16 protein-coding genes and 4 pseudogenes are annotated in these 24,112 nt (G+C 69.6%); 14 read left to right on the top strand and 6 right to left on the bottom strand.

Features of this window, described 5'->3' with window-relative positions:
- The first annotated feature begins 17 nt into the window (after positions 1 to 17).
- Positions 18 to 1,220, top strand: coding sequence for a cytochrome P450 family protein (locus tag AC3IYJ_RS01080; RefSeq protein ID WP_489399438.1), 1,203 nt, complete (start codon positions 18 to 20; stop codon positions 1,218 to 1,220).
- A 93-nt stretch (positions 1,221 to 1,313) separates the two neighbouring features.
- Complete coding sequence (locus AC3IYJ_RS01075; RefSeq protein WP_489399437.1) at positions 1,314 to 1,985, top strand: TetR/AcrR family transcriptional regulator; 672 nt, start codon at positions 1,314 to 1,316, stop codon at positions 1,983 to 1,985.
- Positions 1,986 to 2,028: 43 nt separating this feature from the next.
- On the opposite strand, the gene AC3IYJ_RS01070 is transcribed toward AC3IYJ_RS01075, so the two are convergent.
- Positions 2,029 to 2,196: a hypothetical protein gene (locus tag AC3IYJ_RS01070; RefSeq protein WP_489399436.1), complete on the bottom strand. Its 168-nt coding sequence runs from the start codon at positions 2,194 to 2,196 to the stop codon at positions 2,029 to 2,031.
- 582 nt (positions 2,197 to 2,778) lie between these two features.
- Between AC3IYJ_RS01070 and AC3IYJ_RS01065 the strand changes: the two genes are divergently transcribed.
- Positions 2,779 to 3,426 carry a nucleoside/nucleotide kinase family protein gene (locus AC3IYJ_RS01065; protein ID WP_489399435.1) on the top strand — a complete coding sequence of 216 codons (648 nt, stop codon included), beginning with the start codon at positions 2,779 to 2,781 and terminating at the stop codon, positions 3,424 to 3,426.
- A 214-nt stretch (positions 3,427 to 3,640) separates the two neighbouring features.
- Here the strand turns inward: AC3IYJ_RS01065 and AC3IYJ_RS01060 are convergent, their stop codons facing one another.
- On the bottom strand, positions 3,641 to 5,002 hold the full coding sequence (locus AC3IYJ_RS01060; RefSeq protein WP_489399434.1) for a hypothetical protein: 1,362 nt from the start codon (positions 5,000 to 5,002) through the stop codon (positions 3,641 to 3,643).
- A 1,649-nt stretch (positions 5,003 to 6,651) separates the two neighbouring features.
- On the opposite strand from AC3IYJ_RS01060, the gene AC3IYJ_RS01055 reads away from it, so the two are divergent.
- Positions 6,652 to 6,927 carry a hypothetical protein gene (locus tag AC3IYJ_RS01055; protein WP_489399433.1) on the top strand — a complete coding sequence of 92 codons (276 nt, stop codon included), beginning with the start codon at positions 6,652 to 6,654 and terminating at the stop codon, positions 6,925 to 6,927.
- A gap of 1,132 nt (positions 6,928 to 8,059) precedes the next feature.
- A complete protein-coding gene (locus AC3IYJ_RS01050) occupies positions 8,060 to 9,532 on the top strand; it encodes a sialidase family protein (RefSeq protein ID WP_489399432.1) in 1,473 nt (490 codons plus the stop codon).
- A 62-nt stretch (positions 9,533 to 9,594) separates the two neighbouring features.
- Here AC3IYJ_RS01050 and AC3IYJ_RS01045 read toward each other — a convergent pair whose 3' ends face one another.
- On the bottom strand, positions 9,595 to 9,810 hold the full coding sequence (locus tag AC3IYJ_RS01045; protein ID WP_489399431.1) for a three-helix bundle dimerization domain-containing protein: 216 nt from the start codon (positions 9,808 to 9,810) through the stop codon (positions 9,595 to 9,597).
- A 379-nt stretch (positions 9,811 to 10,189) separates the two neighbouring features.
- On the opposite strand from AC3IYJ_RS01045, the gene AC3IYJ_RS01040 reads away from it, so the two are divergent.
- Together AC3IYJ_RS01040 and AC3IYJ_RS01035 are read left to right on the top strand one after the other, a co-directional pair.
- Entirely contained in the window at positions 10,190 to 10,567 is a 378-nt protein-coding gene (locus tag AC3IYJ_RS01040) for a hypothetical protein (protein ID WP_489399430.1), read from the top strand.
- 58 nt (positions 10,568 to 10,625) lie between these two features.
- Positions 10,626 to 10,769, top strand: a pseudogene (locus AC3IYJ_RS01035) (SpoIIE family protein phosphatase); the annotation flags it as partial.
- A gap of 202 nt (positions 10,770 to 10,971) precedes the next feature.
- On the opposite strand, the gene AC3IYJ_RS01030 reads toward AC3IYJ_RS01035, so the two are convergent.
- Positions 10,972 to 11,181 carry a ferredoxin gene (locus tag AC3IYJ_RS01030; protein ID WP_489399429.1) on the bottom strand — a complete coding sequence of 70 codons (210 nt, stop codon included), beginning with the start codon at positions 11,179 to 11,181 and terminating at the stop codon, positions 10,972 to 10,974.
- 78 nt (positions 11,182 to 11,259) lie between these two features.
- Between AC3IYJ_RS01030 and AC3IYJ_RS01025 the strand changes: the two are divergent.
- Positions 11,260 to 11,760, top strand: a pseudogene (locus AC3IYJ_RS01025) (aldehyde dehydrogenase family protein); the annotation flags it as partial.
- A 283-nt stretch (positions 11,761 to 12,043) separates the two neighbouring features.
- Here AC3IYJ_RS01025 and AC3IYJ_RS01020 read toward each other — a convergent pair.
- Both AC3IYJ_RS01020 and AC3IYJ_RS01015 read right to left on the bottom strand, forming a co-directional pair.
- The gene (locus tag AC3IYJ_RS01020) at positions 12,044 to 12,868 is read right to left on the bottom strand and encodes a 2OG-Fe dioxygenase family protein (RefSeq protein WP_489399428.1); all 825 of its coding nucleotides are present in this window, start codon (positions 12,866 to 12,868) and stop codon (positions 12,044 to 12,046) included.
- A gap of 769 nt (positions 12,869 to 13,637) precedes the next feature.
- Entirely contained in the window at positions 13,638 to 14,588 is a 951-nt protein-coding gene (locus AC3IYJ_RS01015) for a hypothetical protein (RefSeq protein ID WP_489399427.1), read from the bottom strand.
- A gap of 520 nt (positions 14,589 to 15,108) precedes the next feature.
- Here AC3IYJ_RS01015 and AC3IYJ_RS01010 point away from each other — a divergent pair.
- The 6 genes and pseudogenes from AC3IYJ_RS01010 to AC3IYJ_RS00985 all read left to right on the top strand — a co-directional run.
- A pseudogene (locus AC3IYJ_RS01010) lies at positions 15,109 to 15,345 on the top strand (transposase); the annotation flags it as partial.
- A gap of 1,629 nt (positions 15,346 to 16,974) precedes the next feature.
- Complete coding sequence (locus AC3IYJ_RS01005; protein WP_489399426.1) at positions 16,975 to 17,424, top strand: hypothetical protein; 450 nt, start codon at positions 16,975 to 16,977, stop codon at positions 17,422 to 17,424.
- Between the two features lie 471 nt (positions 17,425 to 17,895).
- Positions 17,896 to 18,668, top strand: a pseudogene (locus AC3IYJ_RS01000) (IS630 family transposase); the annotation flags it as partial.
- Between the two features lie 417 nt (positions 18,669 to 19,085).
- Entirely contained in the window at positions 19,086 to 19,286 is a 201-nt protein-coding gene (locus tag AC3IYJ_RS00995) for a DUF5988 family protein (protein ID WP_489399425.1), read from the top strand.
- Between the two features lie 211 nt (positions 19,287 to 19,497).
- The gene (locus AC3IYJ_RS00990; RefSeq protein ID WP_489399424.1) at positions 19,498 to 23,406 is read left to right on the top strand and encodes an acyltransferase domain-containing protein; all 3,909 of its coding nucleotides are present in this window, start codon (positions 19,498 to 19,500) and stop codon (positions 23,404 to 23,406) included.
- A gap of 8 nt (positions 23,407 to 23,414) precedes the next feature.
- The gene (locus AC3IYJ_RS00985) at positions 23,415 to 23,972 is read left to right on the top strand and encodes a carboxymuconolactone decarboxylase family protein (protein ID WP_489399423.1); all 558 of its coding nucleotides are present in this window, start codon (positions 23,415 to 23,417) and stop codon (positions 23,970 to 23,972) included.
- The last annotated feature ends 140 nt before the right edge of the window (positions 23,973 to 24,112 follow it).

The following is a 24,112-nucleotide window of genomic DNA, read 5'->3' as shown; positions in this document are numbered from 1 at the left end:
AAAGCAAAGGACCTGCCATGCCCGCCCCGACTCTCGACCAACTCGCCCCCATCGGCACGGACTTCACCGCCGACCCCTACCCCGTCTACGCCGCCCTGCGCGAGAAGGGCCGCGTGCACCGTGTCCACATTCCCGGGAGCGGTGACGTCTGGCTCGTTCTCGGCCGCGACGAGGTGCGCGCCGCGCTGACGGACCCCCGGCTGCGCAACGACATACGTCACTCCGCGACGTGGGATAGCGACGGCGGCAACGCCATCGGGCTGAACATGCTGCAGACCGACGCGCCCCAGCACACCCGCCTGCGCACTCTGGTCGCCCGCGAGTTCACCGCCGGGCGGATCGAGACGATGCGGCCCCGCGTGCAGCAGATCGCCGACGGCCTCCTCGACGCACTCCCGTCCGTCGGCGTCACCGATCTGGTCGCCGACTACGCCCTGCCGCTGCCGCTGACCGTCATCTGCGAGCTGCTCGGAGTTCCCGTCGGGGACCAGCACCTCTTCCACACCTGGTCGACCGAGCTCGTCGCGCCGTCATCGCCCACCGCGGCGGGTGCCGCCGCCGGTGAGATGAGCGCGTACTTCGCCGCGCTCATCGCCGCCAAGGCCGGTGATCCCGGCCCGGATCTGATGAGTGCTTTGGTCCGGGCCTCCGCCGCACAGGACGGACTCTCCGCCGAGGAACTGCTCGGCATGGCCTTCCTGCTGCTCGTCGCAGGGCACGAGACCACCGTCAACCTCATCTCGGGCGGTGTCCTGAACCTGCTGCGCCACCCCGACCAGCTCGCCGCGCTGCGGGCGGATCCCGGCCTCCTCGACGGCGCCGTCGAGGAGATGCTCCGCCACGACGCTCCCGTCACCGCCGCGGCCTTCCGGTTTGCCGCGGAACCCGTGGAGATCGCGGGCCTCCGCATCGCGGCCGGCGACAGCGTGATGCTCTCCCTGGCCGCAGCCTCCCGCGACCCCGAACACTTCTCCGATCCCGACCGCTTCGACATCCGCCGTACCGCCCGCGGCCACCTCGCCTTCGGCCACGGCATCCACCACTGCCTGGGTGCGCCGCTCGCCCGCCTCGAAGGGCGGATCGCCGTGGAGACGCTGCTGCGCCGGCTGCCGGACCTCAACCTGGCCGTCGATCCCGACTCCCTCGTACGCCGCCCGGGAACCATGCTCAGGGGCCTCGTCGCCCTACCGGTGGGCTGGTCGCAGCGGCTCCCGGCATGACGCCGCCACCGATGGCACTAGCATCCGTACGGGACCACGGCCCCCCGCCACCGGGGTGCGCACGTGGGCACGAGCAACACAAGGAGCGAGAGCGTGACCCCTGGCACCGAACGGCCCGCGCCGGTACGGCGTGACGCGCGGCGCAACCGCGAGCTGCTGCTGGCCGCCGCGCGCAAGGCCTTCGCCGCCCAGGGCCTGGACGCTCCCCTCGACGAGATCGCCCGCCGGGCCGGCGTCGGGAACGCCACCCTGTACCGGCACTTCCCCACTCGCGCCGCCCTGATCGACGCGGTGTTCCAGGACGCGTTCCAGGGAACGGTCGCAGCCGGGGAAGAAGCCCGCGGTGCGGCCGACGCATGGGAGGGGCTGGCCCGCTACCTGGAGGCGGTCTTCACGGTGCTGGCCGCGGACCGCGGCATCAACGATCTGATGACCGCCCCAGTCGAGGGCGTGACCTCCCTCGACGCCGTCCACGTCCACAATCACCAGACGATGGCCCTGCTGGTGGACCGTGCCCAGAGGGACGGAGCGATGCGTCCCGATGTCACGGTCGAGGACCTGCTCATGAGTCTGGCCACGCTGGGCCGTTCCGTCCCCTCCCTCGAAGCCGCGGGCCCGCCGCATGCCTGGCGACGGCAACTGGCCCTGTTCCTGGACGGCTTGCGCGCCGGGACACGCCCTGCATCGGCCCTGCCCGCGCCGAGCCTCACCGCGGAGCAATTGGCGGCCGTCCTCCTCGACCTCGGTCCGCACCGTTCGCCCTGAGCCGTCCGCCGCCTGCAGGCGCTCGGGGCCCTCGGCGAGATGTTCAGCGTGTACCGCGTCCGAGGAGAGCGAGATCGGCTGCCTGCGCGAGATCCCAGGCATGGATGAGCGGTTCGATGACGGCCGTGTCGAGCACCGCCTCAACGGTGATGTCGCCATGGTGCGACGGAACCACCGCGGCTGGATCGACAGCACCGAGCAGGCTGTCCATGACCGCAAGGGCCGGTGGCGCATCGACGGTCCACTCGGCGCTGTCGAGCAGCCGGTGGCGCGCGTACTCCTGAGCGGGCCCCCGTCCAGACGGCGACAACGATGCTGAGCGCGGGGGCACCAGCCCAACCGTGACCTCGTAGCCACTGGGCGACCGAGTGGAAGAACTCCCGGCTGGAGGCCGCGATGCGAGGTGCGTCGCGGGGAGCGGTCCGGTGGCGCCAGCAGGAAGGTGGCAAGTCATGGATGCTCAGCCATCCACGCCGGATGGCGGTGAACGACCTCTTCGATGCCGGCCCGCAGTCCGAGCTTGGGCGTCAGCACCGCCAGGAGCTCGGCCTGATGCTGTTCGAGCCCCTGCAGGTAGACCGCCTCTGCCAGATCCTGCTTGTTGGGAAGTGGTGGAAGAAGCTGCCGTTGCTGACGTCGGCCTGCTTGCGGACCTGCTCCACCCTCGTCCGCTGCACCCCCGCTCCAGAAAGCACTCCAGCGCTGCCGTCTTACCCCCGGAGTGCTGTCGGGGTTGTCCGGGTCTTGCCGATGACCGGTGAGTGCCGGCGGGCGGCTGGGGGAGGATGCCTGTGTGCAGGTATCTGAGTTGATCGTGAGGGCGGCGGGGCTGGCCGAGCCGGGCACCCGGCGGATTCTGGGCATTGCCGGGCCGCCCGGGGCTGGGAAGTCGACCTTGGCGGCGTGGATCGCGGAAGCGCTCGGGCCGGAGCGGGCCGTGGTGGTGCCCATGGACGGGTTCCACCTCGCCCAAGCCGAGTTGGACAGGCTGGGGCGAGCCGACCGGAAGGGCGCCCCGGACACCTTCGACGTGGCCGGGTACGTGTCCCTGCTCCGCCGAGTCCGGGCACCCGGCGGACCCGCCGTGTACGCGCCGGTTTTCGACCGCTCTCTGGAGGAGCCGATCGCGGGCAGTGTCCGGGTCGCTCAGGATGTGCCGCTGGTGATCACGGAGGGGAATTATCTGCTCCACGATGCCCCGGAGTGGGCACCGGTACGGCCGCTTTTGGACGAGGTCTGGTACCTGGCCCCGGATGAGGCCCTGCGCGTACGGCGCCTGGTTGACCGGCACGTGAGCCATGGCAAGGATCCGGCGTTCGCGCGTGCGTGGGTGGCCCGCTCGGACGAGTCGAACGCCCGCCTCGTCGCCCGGGGCCGCCACCGCGCCGACCTCGTCCTCGACGCCGGTTGGCACCCGGGGGGCGACGGGACGGCGCCGTAAGGTCCGTCGGTCAGGCCGGTCCTTCGCCCGCCGGTCACTGGGCCGTCTCTTCCGGACCTTGCCCGATAGCCGGCTGGGTCACCGGGCACCTGAGCTCCGACCTCACCGACGACCCTGCCCTGGACGGCACCCTGCCCGCCTGCACCACCCCACCACCGCCCTGCCCCTACTCCTGGTCATCGACTACGCCGAGATCTGGGGGCTTCAGCACTGGTCAGTAGTGGGATTGCCGTTGAGTGCAGCGCAGGACCAGGACCGCGTGAGCCAGGTGGGTCAGCTTCTGCCGGAACTCTCCGAGCGATCGGGCATCGAGGATTCGTACGGCCTCCTGCTGCGCCAGCGCAGACTTCTGTTGTTCCGTCAGTTGCTTGAACTCCTCGTCGTCCCCTGCGCGCAGTCGCCGCAGCACCCCCTTCCCATCGCTCAGTTCGCGCAGTGCGTTGAGGATGGCTTCTGCGTCCGACGGGAGCACGCCGTCGTCGCGCTGGAGAAGTTCGTCGGCCGCGCTCGTCATGCGGTTGACGTATTTCGAGCTCTGGTAAAGGGCCTTGCCCAGGTCGTCGTTGTAGTGGTGCAGGTCCTTGAGAGCGTCGCCGAACTGCTCGTTGAACGACTGCCCGTAATCCGATCCGACCAGGTCGTCAGCGGTGATCTGCTTGGCCTGCAGACGGTGGACGATGTCGAAGACCGGACCGGCCGCATGGTACGCCTCCACGGCGTAGACCTTGGCGCGGGCGTTGAGTTCGGCGATGCTCGGCTTGGAGCGCCAGCCCTCGCCACCGGGGCCGGACTCATGAGCGAGGAAGGAGCGGGCCAGGTTCTGGGCGCCGCGCATGTGGATGCCGTAGAGCACGTTGCGGGCGCGCATGACGGCGTTCTCGTCGTGCTCCTCCAGTTGCCTGACGAGTTGCTCGTCGTCCATGGCCACGTCTGCGGTGTCGTATCCCTGCATACGCAGCACTCGGGCCACATCGCGGACGTAGGCACAGTAGAGCCGGTCCGCCGAGCCGAAGAGGAGCTCCGTCCGGCGTGCCTGCAGGAACCGGTCGGCTACCTTCCGGCCCGCACCGCTCTGCGGGGCCATGACGGAGTCGGTGACGGCCCGGAAGAAGGTCTGCCATTCCTCTGCCGACATGAAACGCCGGATCTTGGCGAGCGAGGCAACTTCCTGGACGCGCTGCCAGCCGGGGAGAACGGTGGGGCGGCCGCCGCGCATCTGCCACGAGGCGTCGTCTGTCATGTGGTTGCTCTTCGGGGGCTCGACCAGGTCGACGTACACATTGGTATCGAAGGTGACCCCGGATTCGGTGCCCCACACGTCGCGCATGATCTTGTTGAATTCGGCCAGGACCCGCCAGGTCCCTTGGCCGCCGAGGACGGCGACGTCGTAGTCGGAGGTTTCGTTGACGCTTCCCGGAGCCGCGGTGCGGGCTCCTTCGTGGCCCTCCAGAAGCGCCTTGAGGACCGTGTCTACGTACTCCCGCCGGAAGGCGGAGAGTTGCAGCATCGGCGCTCCAGGGCGGCCCACGTGGGCAGCCTTCGCGTTGACCCAGTTATTGCCCACGTCGGCCAGCATGCTCAGCTCATTCCCATGGCTCGCCGCCCAGCGGGCTAATTGCGCATGCTCCAGTGCACGCGACCCTTGCCCGGCGCGACCGGACACCGGGCTGCGCTGGCTGCCCCGGGACACGGGGGCTGGCGCCTGCTGTGGAGTGGATCTGGCCACGCTCTCGAATCTCACCGGGCTCCCCAGCTTCCTTCGGCTCAGACCTGCGGATCGGGTATCCGCAGGTCATCACGTCTATAAGAATTCCGAAGCCATGGATATCAACAAGGGTAAAAAATAAGCAAATCGGGTGCCTCGAGCCCCGACCAGGCGAGATGTTTCGTTACATCGCAGCGCTTTTCAGCCCCGGTCTGGAGTGGAAGATCACTCCAGGTTCCTCCCTGAATATTCATCCCGCCCCGAGATGTGCCTGCGTGTGTGCCTCGCTGACGACGTGCGCCTTGGCTGGGCAGTCCGTCGGCAATTTTTCCCGAGGGAGTCCGAGCCGGGACCAGGGCCATGCGGTTCCGTACCAGTGCCCGGTGGCTGTGCCTGGCCCGGGCGCCCGCCCCTGGCACCACGTGCTCCTCCAGTGCCACCACCCCAGCCCCTCCCGGATTCCTGGTCTGCAACAGCAAGCGGATCAAGAAGCTGGCAGCCGGCACCAGGGGCGAACGTCCCAAGAACCCAGGTCTGAAGGGCAATCCCTACGCGATCACTCCCGACGCTCTGAACCGACGCACCGGCGGTGCCGGCGGCGCTACGTGGCCGTGCTCGTTCGGGAGCGCCCCGCGGCGCCTGGCTGCGGGGCGCCTTGTGGGGTTTAGTCGACTTGCTCCCCGTCGTACATACCGCCCTTGCAGTAGTTGCCCGCATCATTGATCGCGGGCGTTCCGCCGCCCTGCCTGCACTCAGAAGGGGTGACGACGGATGGCGCACTCAGTGCCTGTGCGGTGGCGGCGCCTGTGAGGCCAACTCCGGCGAGGGCTACCGTCGCGAACGCGGCGGCTAGGATTCGTCGAATGCGCATTTGGTTTCCCTTTCACGGATTGTCTCGGTTGGGGTACTAGTCAGCTTCTCACTCATGTGGGTGGCGCGTCCTGTTGGGCCACCCGGGTCGCAGTGCTGGCGGGGGCGGGGCGCGGCAGTGACGCGACTCCGGCCGGACGGGGTGCTCTCCTCGTCGTTCCGGAGGGGTGACATCCGCCACCGGCCGCGTGCCAGGATCCGTTTTGACCTGCGGGAATGGGCCCTTACGAGCTCATGCCGGCTAACCATGGCGACAACGGGCAATCAGCCGTCAGCCCTCGGCATGGACAACTGAGGCATGAGCCGACAGTGCAGTCCCACGCTGATGGACGCGCTTGAGCATGGCTTGCTGGGGAGAGGCGCTGTCCCGGGTGCCCAGGACGGGCGGGGGAGAGGATGCGACGCTGGAGGGAGGGGCCCGTGAGTGGAGGTCCGAGTACGTCCCATCCGGTCCGCGACCCGCTCCTTCCGGCCCGGCGGTCATGTCCCGGCGCGGCTCGGGAAGCGACGCAGAACCGTGCGGTCGGATTGTGAGCCCGCCGGCCCGGGGAGGGGCATCGCTCACTGAGCGTCGCCAGGTGGTCCTATCGCGTAGATCCGGCCCGCCGGGACCAGGACCGCGCGACCAATCCGGAAGGCAGGTGCGTCCCATGCGCACGTCGACCCGTATCGCCGGTGCCCTCACCGGCCTGACCCTCGCCCTCGGCGGTGCGGTCCTCGCCGCTCCCGTGGTCCGGGCGGACATTCCCGCCTGCACACAGATGGCCGAACTGGCCGGTGCCACCGATTCCGGCTCCGTCGCGGCGGCTTGTAGCCGTGGCGTGGCAGGAGACCTGCAGAGTTGTGTGACTGGACTGACCGGGGCCGGCGTGGCGGGCGGCGCCGCGACCGGTGCCTGCCGGGCGGCTGCCCACGAACCGCGTTAGAGGGCCGCGAGAGGGCAGCCTCCGCTGGCACCGGTCGCAGGCAGGCATGCCCCGTCTCCTCCTCACCCCCCGGACTGCCCGGACTGCCCGGCCCAAGGCGGCCCCGGCGGGCGGTCTCGACGTCGAGGTAGACGCGGGCCCGCGTCTACCTATGCGCACGCGGCGTACCGATGCGGCCGGTCGAGGCCGGTGACGTCGTGCCTCTCCGGGGCCGGGCAGTCACTGCCCGGGAGCGGCGCCCAGCCTCGCCTCGCGGGCCTCATGCGGAGCGCCCATGCTGAGTGAAGAGGGCGCCGTCGTCTTGAGACTTGTCCTTCCCGAAGGCGAACGAAGGCGCCTGAGAGGAGGAGGAAGTCATGCGCATGCGAAGAATTCTGGGCCTGGCCCTGGCCGCGGCAACCCTTGTCGGCGTGAGCGCCGTCGGCGCCGTCAGCGCGGGGGCCGCCTCGTCTCCGAACATTTCCAGAGACGACTGCACGGCCGCCAGCGGACAGATCGTTGGACGCCCCTACGGCGGCTACGTTTGCACGCTGCCTGACGGGACCTCGCAGCCGATCACTTGACCGGTCGGCGCACGGCTGGGCAACCAGTCCGGCCGGTGCACCCGGCGCGGTGCGTACGGGGCCACGGCCCCCGGTCCACTGTTGGCTGGATCGCCCGCGCCCGTCTCGACACCGCGGCACTCGCGAGGATGGACGCCGACCGTCTCGAAGCCAGGGCCACCACCTCTTCGAGACGGTCCGCGCAGTCCTGATTTCGAATTTCCCCTGACTCATACCCACCCAGCCCTGGAAGACGTCCAGCAGGTCATCCCGTCCGAGCCAAGGCCACCCCCCGCTGCCATCTCCAACTGGCGCGCGGTCCACGGCCCTCCCGGGACCTGTGAGACGGTGCCGCAACAGCACGACCAAGGAGCCGACCGCCGCGGTGCACCCGCCGGTCGGCTCCGCCGTGCTCCTCGACGTCTCCGGGGATGACTCCGTCGTTCAGCCCATCAAGGGCACCGGCCGCAACGCCGAAACGGACCAAGTGGAGTCGCCCAACCCTCGCGTTCCGGTACGCCTCCGCGCCCCAGGCCGCCCTGATGACGGCGGTCCCGCGTCCCAGCCGACAGGCCCGGAGGAGATCCCGCATGCGCGTCTGCCTGCCCCTGACCGCCGTCACCACTGCCGCGCTCCTGCTCGTCACGGTCACCGGAGCGGCTCCCGCCGCAGCGGATCGGAACCCCGACGACACACAACCGGTCAAGGTGTCCCACGGCGACCCGTACGCGGAGTGCACCATCGGAGCAAGGTCCCCCGACAGCATCGTCTACCCGGCGACCGAGGTCGAACCGTACCTGTCCGTCGATCCGCGCGACCCGAAACGCATCGTCACCGTGTTCCAGCAGGACCGCTGGAACGACGGCGGCGCCCGTGGCCTGGCGGCCGGCTGGACCACGGACGGCCACAACTTCCACACGAGTACGCTGCCGTTCAGCCTGTGCGCCCCCGGTGGTGCGGACTACGAACGGACCAGCGACCCCTGGGTGAGCACCGGACCGGACGGCACCGTCTACGCGAGCGGCGAGGGCGTCGACTTCGTCAAGAGCACTCGCACCGCCCTCCTTGCCGCCACGTCCCGCGACGGCGGCCGCACTTGGCAGAACCTCGCCACCACGCACGTCGACGAGCAGCCGTTCTTCAACGACAAGCCCTCACTCACCGCCGACCCGATCCGTAAGGGCACCGCCTACCAGGTCTGGAACCGCCTCGACAACGACCCACCAGGCCCCAGCTCCCTCGACGGTCCCGGCTACATCTCCCTGACCCGCGACGGCGGCCGCACCTGGAGCGGGGCCCGGCCGTTCGTCGACACCAGCACCGTGCCCAACACCCAGACCATCGGCCATCTGATCGTCGCCGACCGGCACATCGGCACCCTGTACGACTTCTTCGACCGGATCACCTACTCCGACGACCTGAGCACCGTCGTCGAAGCTCGCTACGAGGTGACCACCTCGACCGACGCCGGAGACAGCTGGAGCGCCCCGGTCACCGTGGCCCGGGACACCTCCGTACCGGAGGTCGACCCGAACGACCCCACCAAACTGCTGCGCGCCGCAGCCACCCTGCCCAGCCCGGCCGTCGATGCGAAGACGGGCACGCTCTACATGGCGTACGAGGGCTCGGACTTCTCCGGCGGCAGGTTCGACTCCGTCCAGCTGGTGCGCTCCACCGACGGCGGACGCACCTGGGGAGCCCCGGAGCTGATCAGCCCGAAGGGCGTGCCGGCCTTCTCCCCGTCGATCGCGGTCGACGAGCGGGGCACGGTCGCCCTCACCTACTACGACCTGCGCTTCCTCGAGCCGGGCGACACCACCACCCTGCCCACGGCCTACCAGCTGGCCACCCTGCCGCAGGGAAACTCGAAGCGCCGGAGCGAGCGACGCATCTCCCGGATCTTCGACTGGCTGCAGGCACCGTTCGCCGGGGGCTACTTCCTCGGCGACTACCAAGGCCTGGTCGCGGACGGCAAGGGAGTACGGGCGGTGCTCACCGAGACCAACTCCGACGCACCACAGAACCGTACGGACGTGCACACCAGCAGTCTCCGCACCCACTGACCGACGCGGACGCCGTCGGCCGGCCGGATCGCCGACGGCTTTGCGGAGCAGACTGGAATCCGTCAGGCACGACGATCCGTCCGCTTGACCGGGGGCAGCAGGTCCTTGGCCCTGCGCTCCATCAAGACCGGCAAGTAGGTACGCACACGTGCATACCTGAACTCGTTGTACGCGGTCCGAACCGAGCTTTCCACCAGTCCGGCGTCCAGCTCCGGGTGGGCCTTCATCAGCCGCTCCACGACGTGGCGGATGGTGTGGGCATCCTCCGACTCCGCCATCACGCACCTCAGTCTTCCTCCGGTGACCTTCTTGCTCAGTCTCGCGGGGCGGCCCTCGCCCCCGAAAGTCGATCTTTCGCCGCTCTGCGCGGCCATCGGCAGTGCCCCCACGGCTGGAACCAGCCGCGCCCGTCCGGCGATCGGTAGCGGCCGAGTGCCCGGCTCACCGTGTCGAGGCGTCACTGCCGGCGCAGGAGCCGCCCGTGTCGGCACGCTGACCCGCAAGCTGATGGGACGACAGCCGGCGCGGCCCGGGCCCATCGAGCAGCTGGGCGCGGGTCACTACTTCGACTGAGCGGCGTTGGCGGCCGGAACCCGTACCGGCTGATGGAATGCCCTCCACGGCAGGTCGATGGTGACGGGCGGGCGAGGGAGGAACGTGTCGGAGCACGACGGGCTGGAGGTGCGACTGCGCTCCATGGAAGAGGCCCTGGAGCAGATCGGAACGTCCTTCGATGAACGGGAGACCTGCCGTGAGCTGGCCGGATTCCTCATCCGGATGCTCTCCGACGCCGTGGCGGTGGACCTGACCGGCGATGGCGCCCGTACCGAACGCGTCGCGCACGAGATGGCCACGCTGCACTTCGCGGCGCGCCTGGTGGGCATCCACCTGAGAAGCGCCCGACGGCTCGCCGCAACCGAGAAGACCGCGCTCGATCTGCAGCGTGCGCTCGTCGCCGAACCGGGTCGGCCCCCCGAACCTGGAGATCGCCAGCCGCTACCTGCCCGTCGGAGCACGGGCCCTGGTCGGCGGTGACTGGTTCGAGACGATCCGCCTTCACTTCGGCCGCACCCTCCTGGCGGTCGGCGACGTGATGGGTCACGGCCTCGATGCCGCCGTGGACATGAATGCCTACCGCTCCGTCCTGCGCGAGGTCGCCTCCACCGATCTCGCCCCGCACAGGGTACTGCGCCAGCTGGACGCCCTGTCCGCATCGGACGAGAGCCGCAGGCCCGCCACCTGTCTGCTCGTGCGGATCGATCCCGCACGCGGAACGGCCGTCTACTCCAGCGCCGCCCGCCGTCCTCGCCGCCGGCCTGCGCCCCCGGCCGCCGCACCGCGCCGAGGACGGCGTACCGGGGGCCCGGGCGCGGGGGGTTGCCGCGGTCGAAGGCGGCCAGTCCGTGTCCTGAAAGGGCGTAGCAGCCAGGGGCCTCGGGTCACTCCTCCACCACCTGGAAGGCCCGCTCGGGGCAGTTCGCCACTGCCTGCCGGAGAGCGTCGGTCATCTCGGTACGACGGCTCTTCGCCTCGGGGACGTAGGCGTAGCCCTCGTCGTCGAAGTCGACGCTCTCCGGGAGGAAGGTGAGACAGCGCGCGTGCCCCTGGCAGTGCTGGGAGTCGATCCGGATCCGGTAGATCGCACTCACCGTCCGATCCGGAGGGTGAGCGGGCCCAGACCGTGCCAGGGCTCCGTCGGGTCGGTGCGGGAGAAGTCCGGCACGGCGCGAAAACTGCGTACGGGCCCTCCCGGTGAGCCGGACGCCGACTTCGGGCCCCTGAACAACGCGGCCCAACTCGCCTCGGTGCAGGGCCTGCCGGCCCGCCTGCCCGCCCATGCCGAGATCGTCACCGGTGGCGCCCGCATCGGGCGGCCCGGCTTCTTCCACGAACCGACCGTCGTGGCCGGGGTGCGCCAGGACGACGAGATCGTGCAGGAGGAGATCTTCGGCCCCGTGGTGACCGTCCAGCCGTTCACCGACGAGGAGCAGGCCCTGAGCCTGGCCAACGACGTCCGCTTCGGCCTCGCCGACAGCGTCTGGACCTCGGACCACGACCGAGCCATGCGGGCGACCCGTCGCCTGCACACCGGCATCGTCTGGGTGAACACCCACGGCACCACCGTCTCCGAGATGCCGCACGGAGGCGTCAAACACTCCGGCTACGGCAGCGACCTCTCCCTGTCCGGCCTCCTGGACTACACCCAGGCCAAACACGTCATGCTGTGATCCACGGCCGTTCGACCCCCGTGGTTCGGATCATCTCCCAGCCATGGTGTGGAGGGAATCCCCGCCAACGGGCAGCCACCGGGCATTCCCTCGGCCCGAAGTGGCATGAGCCGTAAAATCCAAGGGATTTCCCGGAAGCACACCCGTGCGGCGAAGGATGCTCGGGAAGGTCGCCACCGCGGCCGCGCTGTGCGGGCCGCACCTGGGCATAGGCACTGAGCGGGACGGCGAGGAGTTCGGGCACCGTGACGACCCTGGACGGGGAGGGGGCGGGGCGTCGATGTCACAGTTGGGGGACGTACGGGGCGATGCCGATGATGAGGATGGACCGTTCGCCCGGTCCGGGCTCGGAGCCTGCTCGGACCGGGCCGACGTAGTGGCTGACCTTGTGGTCGTGGACGGCGTACCCGTCCAGTGGGTCGGTGAGGGTGAAGTCGGCGTGGATGTCCGTCCAGGGGTCCTCGGGCCGGAGGCCCGCGCTGCCCGGTGTGGCGATGACGTTCTGCCCGCCGGTGACGTTGGTACGGCTGATGAGGTGGGCGAAAGTGAACGTGCTGGCCGAACCTCCGTCCTGGTGCAGGCAGTCCGGGGAGGAAACGGCCATTTCGCCGGGATGTTCGACGCCGAGCCTGATCAGGTGGACACCGGCCCACAGCGGCCGTCTCCCCAGATTCTTCAGCGACAGCACCTGGTCGATGTCCCAGCGCAGGAGTCGCAGCAGCAGCGCGTTGCCGTGCAGCGCCTCGGGGATGGCGGGGAGCACGCGCCGTGTCCGTGGGTTCGCGGGGTCATCATCGCCCTGGGAGAAGTCGGTGACCGTGCCGTGTACGGGGTCGGGGGTGCCGGGAATCCAGGACAGTTCGTCCTTCCACGGCAGGTACACGGCATGGGAGTACCGGCGGAACCGATTCGTTCCGGGCGCGTACGGGTCGGGCGGCAGCGCCGCGAAGACCTCCCGGATCCCTGCCAAGTCCTTCGCCGTGGAGCCGGCCAGGACGATTCCGAGTTGCTCGGCGCCGTAGCGGCCGAACCCGCGCTCGCGCAGACCGTCCGGCCCGTCACCTCCACCGGCATCAGAGTGCGACCGCCGCCGGGCATCAGTCTCCACGTGTTCCTCCCACAAGGTCACCACCCGGAGCGTGGCGCCCGCGGCTCGTGCCGACCTTACGCACCCCTGGGCCGCCCCGATCCGCCCGGTGGACATCGTGCAGGCCGTGGGCCGGACCCTGAACCCCACCCGGACACTCCGGGCCCTCGAAGCACACCTCGCCCTGGTCGAAGCGGGCGTCGAACAGAAGACACACGCCGAAGCCCCGGACGTCAACACCAGCACCCTGAGCCAGCGCTCAAGTGTGCCCGAACCAACATCGACGCCGCCGACCGCTTTCCCCAGCACCAGCCTTGCCCGAGCGGCAGGCCGGCATTGGCATTCCCGCTTCCGCCCCGGGTAAGCCGCGTTCGGCGGTGCTCACCCAGGGTCGGGTGGCGTCCGACGTGAGTTGCGGGCACTACATGGTGGCGCTGTCCGGGTTGCAGTCCTCGTTCTCGTCGACCGTCCGGCACGGCCTCGTCCGCGGTGGTGGACCGGCAGGGTCCGGGGGTGGCTGGCTCCGGCCCTGGTCCATGAGGGTGGAGCGGCTGGTTGCCGCGGCCGGCTTGTCGAAGCCCTCGGGTGCGTCGATGACGAGGCCCGGATCTTCCCGGTCCGCATCCGCCTGGGGTGTATCGACTCAGAGTCCGATCCGGCCTGGGACGATCGGACCTTCCTCGCCACGGCGCTCCAGCAGAGGTCCATGGTGCCCCGGGTTCCAGCTGCGAATCGGTCCATGACTACGCCGGCTACGTCGAGCCTATGGGTCCGCACTGCCCCTGACGGATCACCATCCTCGGTCGTAGATTGCCCGCAGCCACGGTTCCCTGACGGCGGGCATCCGCGCGAGCGTGTAGCGGAACGCCTCCCTGGACGGCTGGAGCGGGTACCACGGGTACGGCGGCAGCGGGTCGTCCCGCTCCACGCCTGCCGGAAGCCCGCCGACCACCGGCAGTCGGGTCCGGTGTGGCGGGAAGGCGAACTCGGCCCAGAGCGCGGCATCCACAGGTACCGGCACCGACCCGGCGCGCGGCCGCCACATGCCTCCGGTCTGCGGATGGACCGGCACCAGCACCAGGTCGGCGGTCGGCTCGCCGAACGCCGGCCCAGCCAGGTCCAACCGCTTCGCACCTTCCCCGGCGGGCAGCAGCGCGCCAAGTGCCCGGCCTAGGAGTTCCGCGACCGGCCCGGGCGCCACCTCGACCGGCGCGCCCCCGGCGGCAACCACCACCTGGGCGAGGGCCACGCCCGCCGGGATGTCCTGGTACTTGCTCAGCCGGTGCCACAGCGCGCCGCCGGCCAGCATCTCCGCCCAACCCATGACCGGTTGCTCCGGCGGGCCAGGCAGCCGCACCACTGCCTGCGGGACGAGCCGGACGACCTGCCAGCACCCGCAGTCGTCGATCCTCGTTCCCACCGGCAGATCGCAGCCCAGGCAGGCAAGGTTCGGCCCGTCCCTCCCGTCGATCCCCATGCAGTAGCCATCGGCCCGTTCGAGGATCAGCCCGGTGTTGCGCATGTCGCCGGGCGCGAGGAGAACAGTGTCCGGCGGCCCGTCGGACAGCGCGCCGAACGGCGTGAAGCGCCCCCGTCCCGCGGCCTCGCGAGCCCCGACCTCGTCCCACTGCCGCCACGGTGGCCCGTACGGTGCGGGGTCGATGGCGTAGGACCCGGCCTCCAGCAGTGGCGGGTGCAGCTGCTCCCAGTGGGCGTCGGCGAGGTGGATCGGCAACTCCACCTCCGACACCGCCGCCGTCAGAACCGCACCGCAGCCCGCACATCCGAACACCGCCAAGCCGTCCCCTCCCGCTGCCGAAGCTCCTGCAACCCACCAAGCAGGCGGACCGGGGAGCAAGGGGTTTTCGGACGACGCATGACGCGCGCCTTCCCAACAGACTCGTCCGATCAAGTTGACTGACCGCCACGGTGCGACCTGCACGAATGCTGTGCACCCTCTCGCCCTGGCGGACACTGGCCCTTGGGAGTGCCCGCTCGGTGCTCGCGGGCCCCAGCAAGAACAGACAGAGCAATGAGCAACCGCACGCACAGTGATCACGCCAGTCACGGGGACCGACCACCCCGTCCGCAAGGCACCTCACATGCCCGCGAAGGCCGCAGGCTCCCGTCTGCGAGCTCCCACTCCCAAGAATCTGCGAACCCGTCCACTTCGGACGTGGATTCGGTGGCGGCGGAGTTGTACGGACGTTTGCCGTCGGAGTTCAACTGTGGCCCGGGCTGACGCCGACGTCGCCGAACAGGCGGATCGCGCGCACTCATCCCGCGCGATCCGAAATTACCTCCGCCGACGCGGAATCCGCGCAGTCGTTCCCCAGCCCTCCGACCAGATCGGCCACCGTCTGCGGCAAGGCCGCGCCGGCAGTCGACCACCGGCTTTCGACGCCGAGGCATACAGGCAACGCAACGCGGTCGAGCGATGCTTCAACCGGCTGAAGCAGTGGCGCGGCCCGGCCTTGCGAACGGATAACGGAGCCATCTGCCCACCATTGAGAGGGTTGGTGGCGGCAGCGATGTCCTTGATGACTTGCCGTTCCACGGCGTCACGGACCCAGCGCCCTTCCTGCGCTTCTTTGATGGCGGCCTCCCACCACTTCCACCCGCCGTCGAGTCGGTCCTCGAATATGTCCATGTGGACAGGGTTCCATGCGCGATGCCGCAAGCATTCAGGGGGCGCCGATCAGCGGATCTACTCATCAAGGAGACAGGCTCTTGGTGGCCTGGGCGGGCATCGAATCGAAGGGAGGGGCCAGGACCACCCGGGTTTGGTCTCCGCCACCGCTGCTCCGAGCCTCGAACCACAGCGTCACCTACCCGGCCGGCCCGGCGCCGCGAATGCGGCCAGGATGCCCTTTCCTGTCGGGCCCCGGGGTGGGCCGGTTGGTTCTCTCATTCAGCCCAGCCCTCGGTGCTGGAGCGGGACTCGTAGGAGTAGCGGGTATCGCGGTCCCATTCTTCTCCGGTGATGCGTTTGTATGCGCGGTCCGGTGTGTAGAGCAGGGGCCCGGCCCAGACGAGGTCGGTGGCGTAAGGAGCGAAGGCAGCAGGGTCCTGGAGGACCCTGTCGAATTCTGTGCGTCCGGCGGCGACGACCGAGGAACGGGTGTAGAGGAAGGCGTCTCCGCCCAGGTCGTGCCCTTGCGGTCCAGCCGGTAGAGCGCCCGTGACAGTTGTTCCGCAAAGCCGATGACCAGCGAAAACGGGGACTGGGCAAGCCGCTCGGTCAGCATGGCTGCAAGGAGTTCGGCGTCCGGGTCAGGTTCCCTGGGCCTGATACGCCCCAGGCGACCACGCGCGGTGATGCCAGGACCGACCTCACCGAGTCCAGTTGTGGAAGCGCGCCCGCTTGGGCCCGCACGCGCCGTCGGCGAGGGCCTTGTCGGAGCGCAGCTGCACGGCGGCGTCGACCTCGGCCTTCGGCGCATTCATGGGATGTAGGACCCGGCGTAGACGACACACGACGAGTCGTAGACCGGCCACAGCACCCACGACCCGAACGCGACGACGGCGGACGTCACTGTGAGCACGGCTGCGACTCGGCGGCGTGGCGTGGAGAGAAGACGGAATATCACCAGCGGATGGTACGGAATGGCGCACAGACAGCGGACGACCGGGGCCCGCCCCGGGGACCGATCAAGGGTCGGCACCATGAGGTCGGCACCCCACCCCGCTGGAATCCTTGACGTCAGAGCACCATCAGCACTCTCTGCAAGGTGCACGTATCGGCATTTGCGGTCTGTCACCCCGGAATGTGCGACAGAGGCGTTCATGGGGCTGGACTGTCCCGGACCGAAAGGTTGCGGTGGAGCGAGGGGCGCCGGGTGGGTACAGACATACAAGGGGTAAGCAGTGCAGACGACGCCTCGCCTGTGTGACCGTCCGGATGACCTGGCCGGTCAGCCTGCTACACGCTGCATGTGCCGACTGACACCGCCGCCAAATCCGGGAAAGGCTGATGAGGACAAGGGGCGGGGCATCGGCGCGAATCGAACCGCTTACCATTAAAGGACGAAACCATGCGATCAAAATTCTTATTAACTGGTGCTGCTGCCGCGGTACTCGTAGGCCTTGCAACACCGGCCAACGCGGCGTCCTCAGGGGACACCACGGTGACGTTCTCCGTGCCGTCCGGCGCCCTGTCGATCACCGTGCCGGTCTCGGCCAGCTTTTCTCCCGTGGCTCCGGGAAACACGGCCAGCGGAACACTGGGAACCGTTACCGTGACTGACAGCCGTGCACTTCTCAGTGCTTCATGGACCACATCGGTGACCTCAACCGACTTCAAGACCGGCAGCGGGACGGCAGCTGAGACCATCACCAAGAACAGCGCTTCCTACTGGTCCGGCCCTGGGGGGCCTTCCCAGGGGAACGGCACTTTCACTCCGGGACAGGCAACCGCCGCCGCGAAGCAGTCGTTGTCGACATCGGTAACTGCCTACAGCCTGTCCGGCAACGTTGGTAACAACTCCGCGATCTGGACACCCACCCTGGTCGTTTCCGTGCCGTCCTCGGCCGTCGCCGGAACGTACACCGGGACGGTGACGCACTCGGTCGCCTAAAGCAAGCCCGGGACCGGATAGAGCCGCTGGCGTCGGCCGATCCGGTCCTGGGCTGGCGGCGGGCCGACCACGGTGGGGGTACCAGCCGGGTTCGTGACACCGAACACGCTCAGCTGCACAGGGGAGGAGGAACAGCGCGCCCCAGACGCTGACCGGCGCGGGCACGTTGAGATCCGGAGCCGGCGGGCACTGTCACGCGGCCGGGGCCCGCCCGGTTGTTGAATCCCCTGTGGGAGCGGTGTTCGACCGAGGGCATCACCTCAGGGGCGGGCCGTTCCCGAGGCAGTACCACCGGGCCGCCCAAGCATCAGGCCCCGGTCGGTGATGGCCGGTCAGCGATCGGCCGCGCTTGCCCCGGGTCCCAAGGAACGGCGGCCGGGGGAGCGAGGTACCGGGGGCTCCTCGGGCACCGTGCCGGAGTCCTCGGCAGGCTCAGCGGCGCGGCGGGCCCGACGGGCAGGCGGCTGCGGTGCAAGGCTCGTCCAGGCAGACGAGGACACCGTTCGTGACGTGATCCATTGCTTCAACGAGATCGGGCTCGCATGCCTGAACCCTCGGTGGGCGGGAGGCCGTCCCCGCCTGCTCGCCCTGACGGCGAGGACTTCGTCATCCAGACGGCCACCGCCCGCTCGCCCCAGGTTGGCAAGCCCTTCACCCACTGGTCGATCCGCAAGGTCGCCGATCGCCTGCGCCGCACCATAGCCAGGCCCGTCCGGATCGGCCGCGAAGCCCTGCGGTGCTTACTCGCCCGCCGCGGGATCACCTTCCAGCGCACGAAGACCTGGAAGGAGTCCCCGGACCCGGACTTCGACGCCAGGCTGGACCGGATCGAGTACGCGATCAACGAACGGCCGGACCGCACGTTCGCGTTCGACGAGTTCGGCCCGCTGGGCATCCGACCCCCTGCCGGCTCCTGCTGGGCTGAGAAGAGCCACCCCGACCGCCTCCCCGTGACCTACCGCCGCACCCATGGAATCACCTACTTCCACGGCTGCTACTCGGTCGGCGATGACCAGATGTGGGGGATCAACCGGCGCCGCAAGGGCATCGACCACACCTGGGCCGCGTTGAGAACGATCCGTGCGGCCCGCCCGGACGGCGCCCCGATCTACGTCATCTTGGACAACCTCTCCGCCCACCTGAACTGGAGAATCCGCCGGTGGGCGGCGAAGAACAAGGTCGAGCTGTGCTTCACCCCGACCTACGCGTCCTGGGCCAACCCGATCGAAGCCCATTTCGGTCCGCGTCAAAGCGGATCAAGCCCAGGAGTAGGGCCTGTGCCAGTGTGGAAAACAGGTCATCGAACCGTGCTGCGTACGCCTCCAACGGACCCGGCGCGGGCGGACACGGCACGCGACGGGTCATCACAACCTCCAGTAGCAAGAGCAAAGTTCCTCTGCTGCTGGCCTACTACGACCCTGCCCCGCCGTCAACAAACCACCGCTGGATGACATCGCCGAAAAGTTCACAAGAGCACAAGGTTGCGCGGTATGCACCGCATTCCATGCCTTGGCCCCCTGTTCAGATCGGGGTAGCAGGCTGTGCAGTGTCCCTACCCGGTGCGCCGACTTAGGCAGAGTGTCCGCCCGCCGGGGTGCCATCCGCTATGACCGCCCCGGTGCCACTGGATCGCCGGGCGGGTGAGTTCCAGGAGGCGCGCTTTGATCACTGTCGTCTTGACCGACGGACCGCCGGAGCTGTGGGGCCCGCGCGAGGTGGTGCCTGGCGTGGGGCTGGAAAAGGTGGCGGTTGCCTACTACGGGCGGCACGAGCATTTCGAGGCCACCGGCGTGAAGCGGGAGGTGGCCGGCGCGCTGCTGCCCGTCTATCGGTGGATCTACAGCACAGCCATAGCCGAGTAGACCGTACGCGGGTGAGAAGGGCCTGCTCGACACTCAGGGCGACGGCAGGGCACATTCACGCTGACCGGTGACGCACGCTGGAATCGATGGCGTTCAAGGTCGGCGGGGGCGGGTGTTCTGGGCGGGGCTGCTCCATAGTGGGTGAAACCCGGGCGACTCGGCAGATTTACAGCCACTCTTCACAGATTCGGGGGGAACGGCCATCAACGGAATGATCGGGGACGGGAGCGGGTTCACGGACAGCATCTGGCTGCCCCGTCCGCCGCGGCCCGGAGCACGGGTGCGGCTGTTCTGCTTCCCGTGCTCGGGGGGCGATGCATCGCAGTACCGGGAGTGGACGTCCGGGCTCCCCGACTGGCTGGACGTGCTGCCAGTTCGGCTGCCGGGGCGGGCGGAGCGCGCTGGGGAGGCCATACCAGGCTCGATGACTGAGCTGGTCCGAGCGGTGGCCGAGGGGCTCGGGCCGTACCTACGAGCGCCGTTCGCATTCTTCGGGCACAGCATGGGCGGGCTGCTTGCCTACGAGCTCGCCCTCCGGCTGCAGTCCGAGGGCGGTCCCGTGCCTACCGCGCTGCTCGTCGCGGGGGCCGCACCGCCGCACCTGCCCATGGCTGTGCCTCCGCCCGGCTGCAGTGATGACGAACTACTGGACGTGGCGTTCGCCCTCGGCGGCATCCCCCGGGAACTGCTCACAGACGACAGCTTCACAGCGATGCTGCTCCCGCCCCTGCGCGCAGACACCTCACTCCTGGCCGTGTACGAGCACCAGGGCGCAGTCCCATTGTCGTGCAGGGTGTCGGCATTCTGCGGAGCGAACGATCCGATCGTGCGCCCGGGCGACGTTCGGCGTTGGCGGGAGCTGACCGAGAACCCGGTGCCGGTGCACGAGCTGCCCGGCGGCCACTTCTTCGTACACACCGCACGCGACCGCCTCACGGCGCTGATCGCTGACGAACTGCGTCTCCTCGTCCCTTCCGAGAAGGAACCGGCAGACGAACCTGACGTGGCGGCCGAACCGGTGGCGATCGTCGGCATCGGCTGCCGGTTCCCCGGGGCCGACGGGCCCGAGGAATTCTGGCGGCTCCTGTCGGACGGCGTGGACGCGGTGACCAGAATCCCGGCGGAGCGCTTCGACGCCCGGGCGTATCCCGGCGTGCCACCGTGGGGCGGATTCGTAGACGGCGTAGAGGAGTTCGACGCCGCCTTCTTCGGCATCTCGCCCCGTGAGGCCGAACGCATGGATCCCCGGCACCGGCTGCTGCTGGAGGTCGCGTGGGAGGCGCTGGAGGACGCCGGAGTACCGCCCGGCACCGGGCGGGGAACACACGCCGGCGTCTTCGTCGGGCACACTGGACCTGAAGACTACTGGGAACTGCAGACCAGGCACCGCTCCCCGGACCTGTACACCATGACCGGCAGCGGACTGAGCGCCTTCCTGGCCGGCCGGCTGTCCTACGCGCTGGACCTGCGCGGGCCGAGCCTGGTGGTGGACGGCGCCTGCTCGGCCTCGCTGACCGCCGTGCACCTGGCCTGCCAGAGTCTGCGCACCGGCGAGTGCGATCTCGCGGTCGCCGCGGGCGTCAACCTCGTGCTGCTCCCGGAGCCCGCCCTCGCCTACACCCAGGCCCGGATGCTCGCCGAGCAAGGACGGTGCCGTTTCGGGGACGCGGACGCGGAGGGGTTCGTACGCAGTGACGGCGTCGGAGTCGTCGTACTGAAGCCCCTGAGACGGGCACAGAAAGACAGGGACCGCATCTACGCGGTGATCGCCGCAAGTGCCGTCAACAACGACGGGCAGAGCGGAGGCTACCTCGTCACGCCCTCCCAGCAGGGTCAGGAGCAGATGCTGCGCGATGCGCTGCACCGGGCAGAGGTGAAACCGTCGGACGTGGATTACGTCGAGGCCCACGGGACGGGGACGACGGTCGGTGACGCCGTGGAACTGCGGGCGCTAGCCTCCGTGCTGGGAGAAGGCCGGGCCGCCGACCGGCCGTGCTGTGTAGGCTCGGTGAAGACCAACATCGGGCACTGCGAGGCCACCGCCGGGATCGCCGGACTGATCAAGACGACGCTGATGCTCCACCACCGGCGGATCGTCGCGAGCCTCCATTTGTGCACCCCGAATCCGGCCCTGGACTGGGACGGCCTCCCGCTGCGGATCGCCACCACCGCGGGACTCTGGCCGGGTGACGCGGAGCGGGCTGTGGCAGGTGTGAGCTCGTTCGGCCTGTCCGGCAGCAACGCCCACGCCGTCCTCTTCTCGGCCCCGCCCCCGCTCCCGGCCCCTTTCCGGCCGCCCGCGAGCGGTGCGCCGCTGGTCCTGCCACTCTCGGCCCGCTCTCCGGCCGCGCTGACGGAGCTGGCCGCCCGTTACGCGGACCGGCTGGATGAGGCGGCCCGTGCCGAGGCGGCGGTGGTGTGCGCGGGTGCGGCCCTGCGGCGGGCCCATCATCCCTACCGGCTGGCCGTCCGGGGCAAGGACGGCAGGGAACTGGCAAGGGCGCTGCGCGACGGTGACCTGCCCGCCGAGCCGGTGCGAGAGGCACGGCGCGTGGCGTTCGTGTTCCCTGGCCAGGGCTCCCAGTGGATCGGCATGGGCCGCGAACTGTCCCGTGTTTCACCGGTGTTCCGCGCCGCGCTGGAGGAGTGCGAGGCTGTCATCGCGGCGGAGACGGGCTGGTCTCTGACCGGACTGCTCCACGACGACGACGCGAACCGCTGGCAGGACTCGGCCGTCATCCAGCCCGCGATCTGGGCGATGCAGGTGGCGCTGGCCCGGCAGTGGCAGGCATGGGGCGTCCGGCCGGACGTGCTGATCGGTCACAGCATGGGCGAAGTCGCGGCCGCCCACCTGGACGGGGCCCTGAGCCTGGCGGACGCCGCCCGCATCATATGCCGTCGCAGCGCCCTGGCCGGGCAGACCGACGGTGACGGGGCCATGGCAGTCGTTGCCCTGCCCGCCGGGGAAGCCGAGGCCGAGATCGCGCCGTACGGCCAACAGCTCAGCGTCGCCGCCCACAACAGCCCGCGCTCCACCGTGCTGTCGGGGGAGCGGGACACACTGGTCCGGCTCCTGGCCGCGCTGCAGGAGCGTGGAGTCCTGTGCCGACAGGTCCAGGTCGACTTCGCCTCGCACAGCCCCCACATGGACGCACTGCGCGAGCCGCTTCTCGAGGCCCTCGGCGGACTGGGCACCCGGCCCGCCGGATCGTCCTTCCGTTCCACCGTGCCAGGGGCCACCGCCGCGGGCCGCCTCCTGGACGCCGCCTACTGGGCGGACAACATGCGCCAACCGGTACTGTTCGCCGAGACCGTGACCACGGTCGCATCCCAACAGCCCACCGTCTTCGTGGAGATCAGCCCCCATCCGGTGCTGCTCGTGCCCCTGCGCGACTGCCTGGGCGAGGACAGTGCCCCGGACGGCGTCCTGCCAACCCTGCACCGCGACCACCCCGGCCTGTCCGCCTTCGCAGACACCCTCGCCCGGCTCCACACCATGGGAGCCGGTATCGACTGGGACACCCTGTACCCCGGCCCGCACCCGGCAACGGACCTGCCCCGGTACGCGTGGCAACGCCAGCGCTTCCCCCTACCGGCCCCTTCCCCCACCGGCCGGGAAACGGAATCCCAGCCTGTGCTCCCGGCCACCGTGCACCGGCCGGAGGCGGGCCTGCGGCTCGACATCCGCCAGGACGACGAGGGCTGGCACCTGACCGTCAACGGCACGGCCGCCACCTCGCTGTGGATCGGCACGGACCACGGGCAGCAGCCCCAGCCGCCCTCCACCGTGCAGCCCCGCCCCCACCCCGCCCCGATCCTCCCCGGCCAGAAGACCCCGGGCGCCACCGCTGACCCGGCACAAACACCCACCGTCCGGCAGGAGATCCTCCGGGAACTCTCCGAAGTCCTCGGTCTCACAGCCGACCGAATTGCCCACCGCCAGCCTCTGCGGAACCTCGGCCTCGACTCCCTGATGGCCACCGAGGTACGCGCCCGGCTCATGCGGCACTGGCCCGTCGACATCCCCCTGGGCCTGCTGCTGGGCAGCGCCACCGTAGAAGCCCTCACCGACGCCGTCATCACCGCTCTACCTCCCGGTCACCCGGCCACAGAACAGTAGGAGCTGCCGTGCCCCGCATTCCCTACCCCGACGAGCGGCTACTCCCGGACACCGTCCAGGCCGCCCTCGACACCCTGCCGGTACGCCTCAACATCACCCTGATGACGTCCCACGCCACCACGGCCCTGCCCCCCTTCATGGACCTGGCCCGCACCATCCTTCGAGATCTCGAACTCAGCCCACGCCACCGGGAGATGCTGATCCTCCTCGTCGCCGACCACACCGAAAGCGCCTACGAACGCACCCAGCACCTCCCCATCGCCAGGGCGGCTGGTGTGACCGAGCAGGACCTCACCCTCCTACGCCGCACCAACGTCCCACCAGGCGGCGACTGGGACGAGCCGGACTCCGCTCTGATCGAGGCCGGGGAGGAGCTCCTGGAGCGAGCCACCCTCAAGGAGGTCACAGTCGACCGCCTCCAATGCCACTTCTCCCACCGGGAGATCGTCGAGGCGATCTTGGTCATCGGCTTCTACCGCATGGTCTCCGGGCTGCTCAACGGCCTGGCCGTGGACATCGACCCACAAGGCCCCGCCCTCGCACCCTGGGCCGGAGGGCAGGGCTGATTCCAACACCGTGACTTTGTTGGTGATCTTGCGAGGGGTATGGGTGCCGGGCCGTCCGGGAATCCGGCGGATTCGCGCCGGTCCCGCTGCCGCCGAACAGGAGCATTCCGCCATGCCACAACACCCTGGCCCGCGGCGCC

The organism is Streptomyces sp. GL_140 (assembly GCF_057834465.1).
The sequence above is the reverse complement of the archived record's forward strand: the minus strand, read 5'-3'. Positions and strand labels throughout refer to the sequence as shown.

Excerpts from the sequence above, each read along its gene's own strand:
- AC3IYJ_RS01080 (WP_489399438.1), top strand. The coding sequence starts at position 18 with ATGCCCGCCCCGACTCTCGACCAACTCGCCCCCATCGGCACGGACTTC.
- AC3IYJ_RS01070 (WP_489399436.1), bottom strand. The coding sequence starts at position 2,196 with ATGGACAGCCTGCTCGGTGCTGTCGATCCAGCCGCGGTGGTTCCGTCG.
- AC3IYJ_RS01060 (WP_489399434.1), bottom strand. The coding sequence starts at position 5,002 with ATGCTGGCCGACGTGGGCAATAACTGGGTCAACGCGAAGGCTGCCCAC.
- AC3IYJ_RS01055 (WP_489399433.1), top strand. The coding sequence starts at position 6,652 with ATGCGCACGTCGACCCGTATCGCCGGTGCCCTCACCGGCCTGACCCTC.
- AC3IYJ_RS01050 (WP_489399432.1), top strand. The coding sequence starts at position 8,060 with ATGCGCGTCTGCCTGCCCCTGACCGCCGTCACCACTGCCGCGCTCCTG.
- AC3IYJ_RS01045 (WP_489399431.1), bottom strand. The coding sequence starts at position 9,810 with ATGGCGGAGTCGGAGGATGCCCACACCATCCGCCACGTCGTGGAGCGG.
- AC3IYJ_RS00990 (WP_489399424.1), top strand. The coding sequence starts at position 19,498 with ATGATCGGGGACGGGAGCGGGTTCACGGACAGCATCTGGCTGCCCCGT.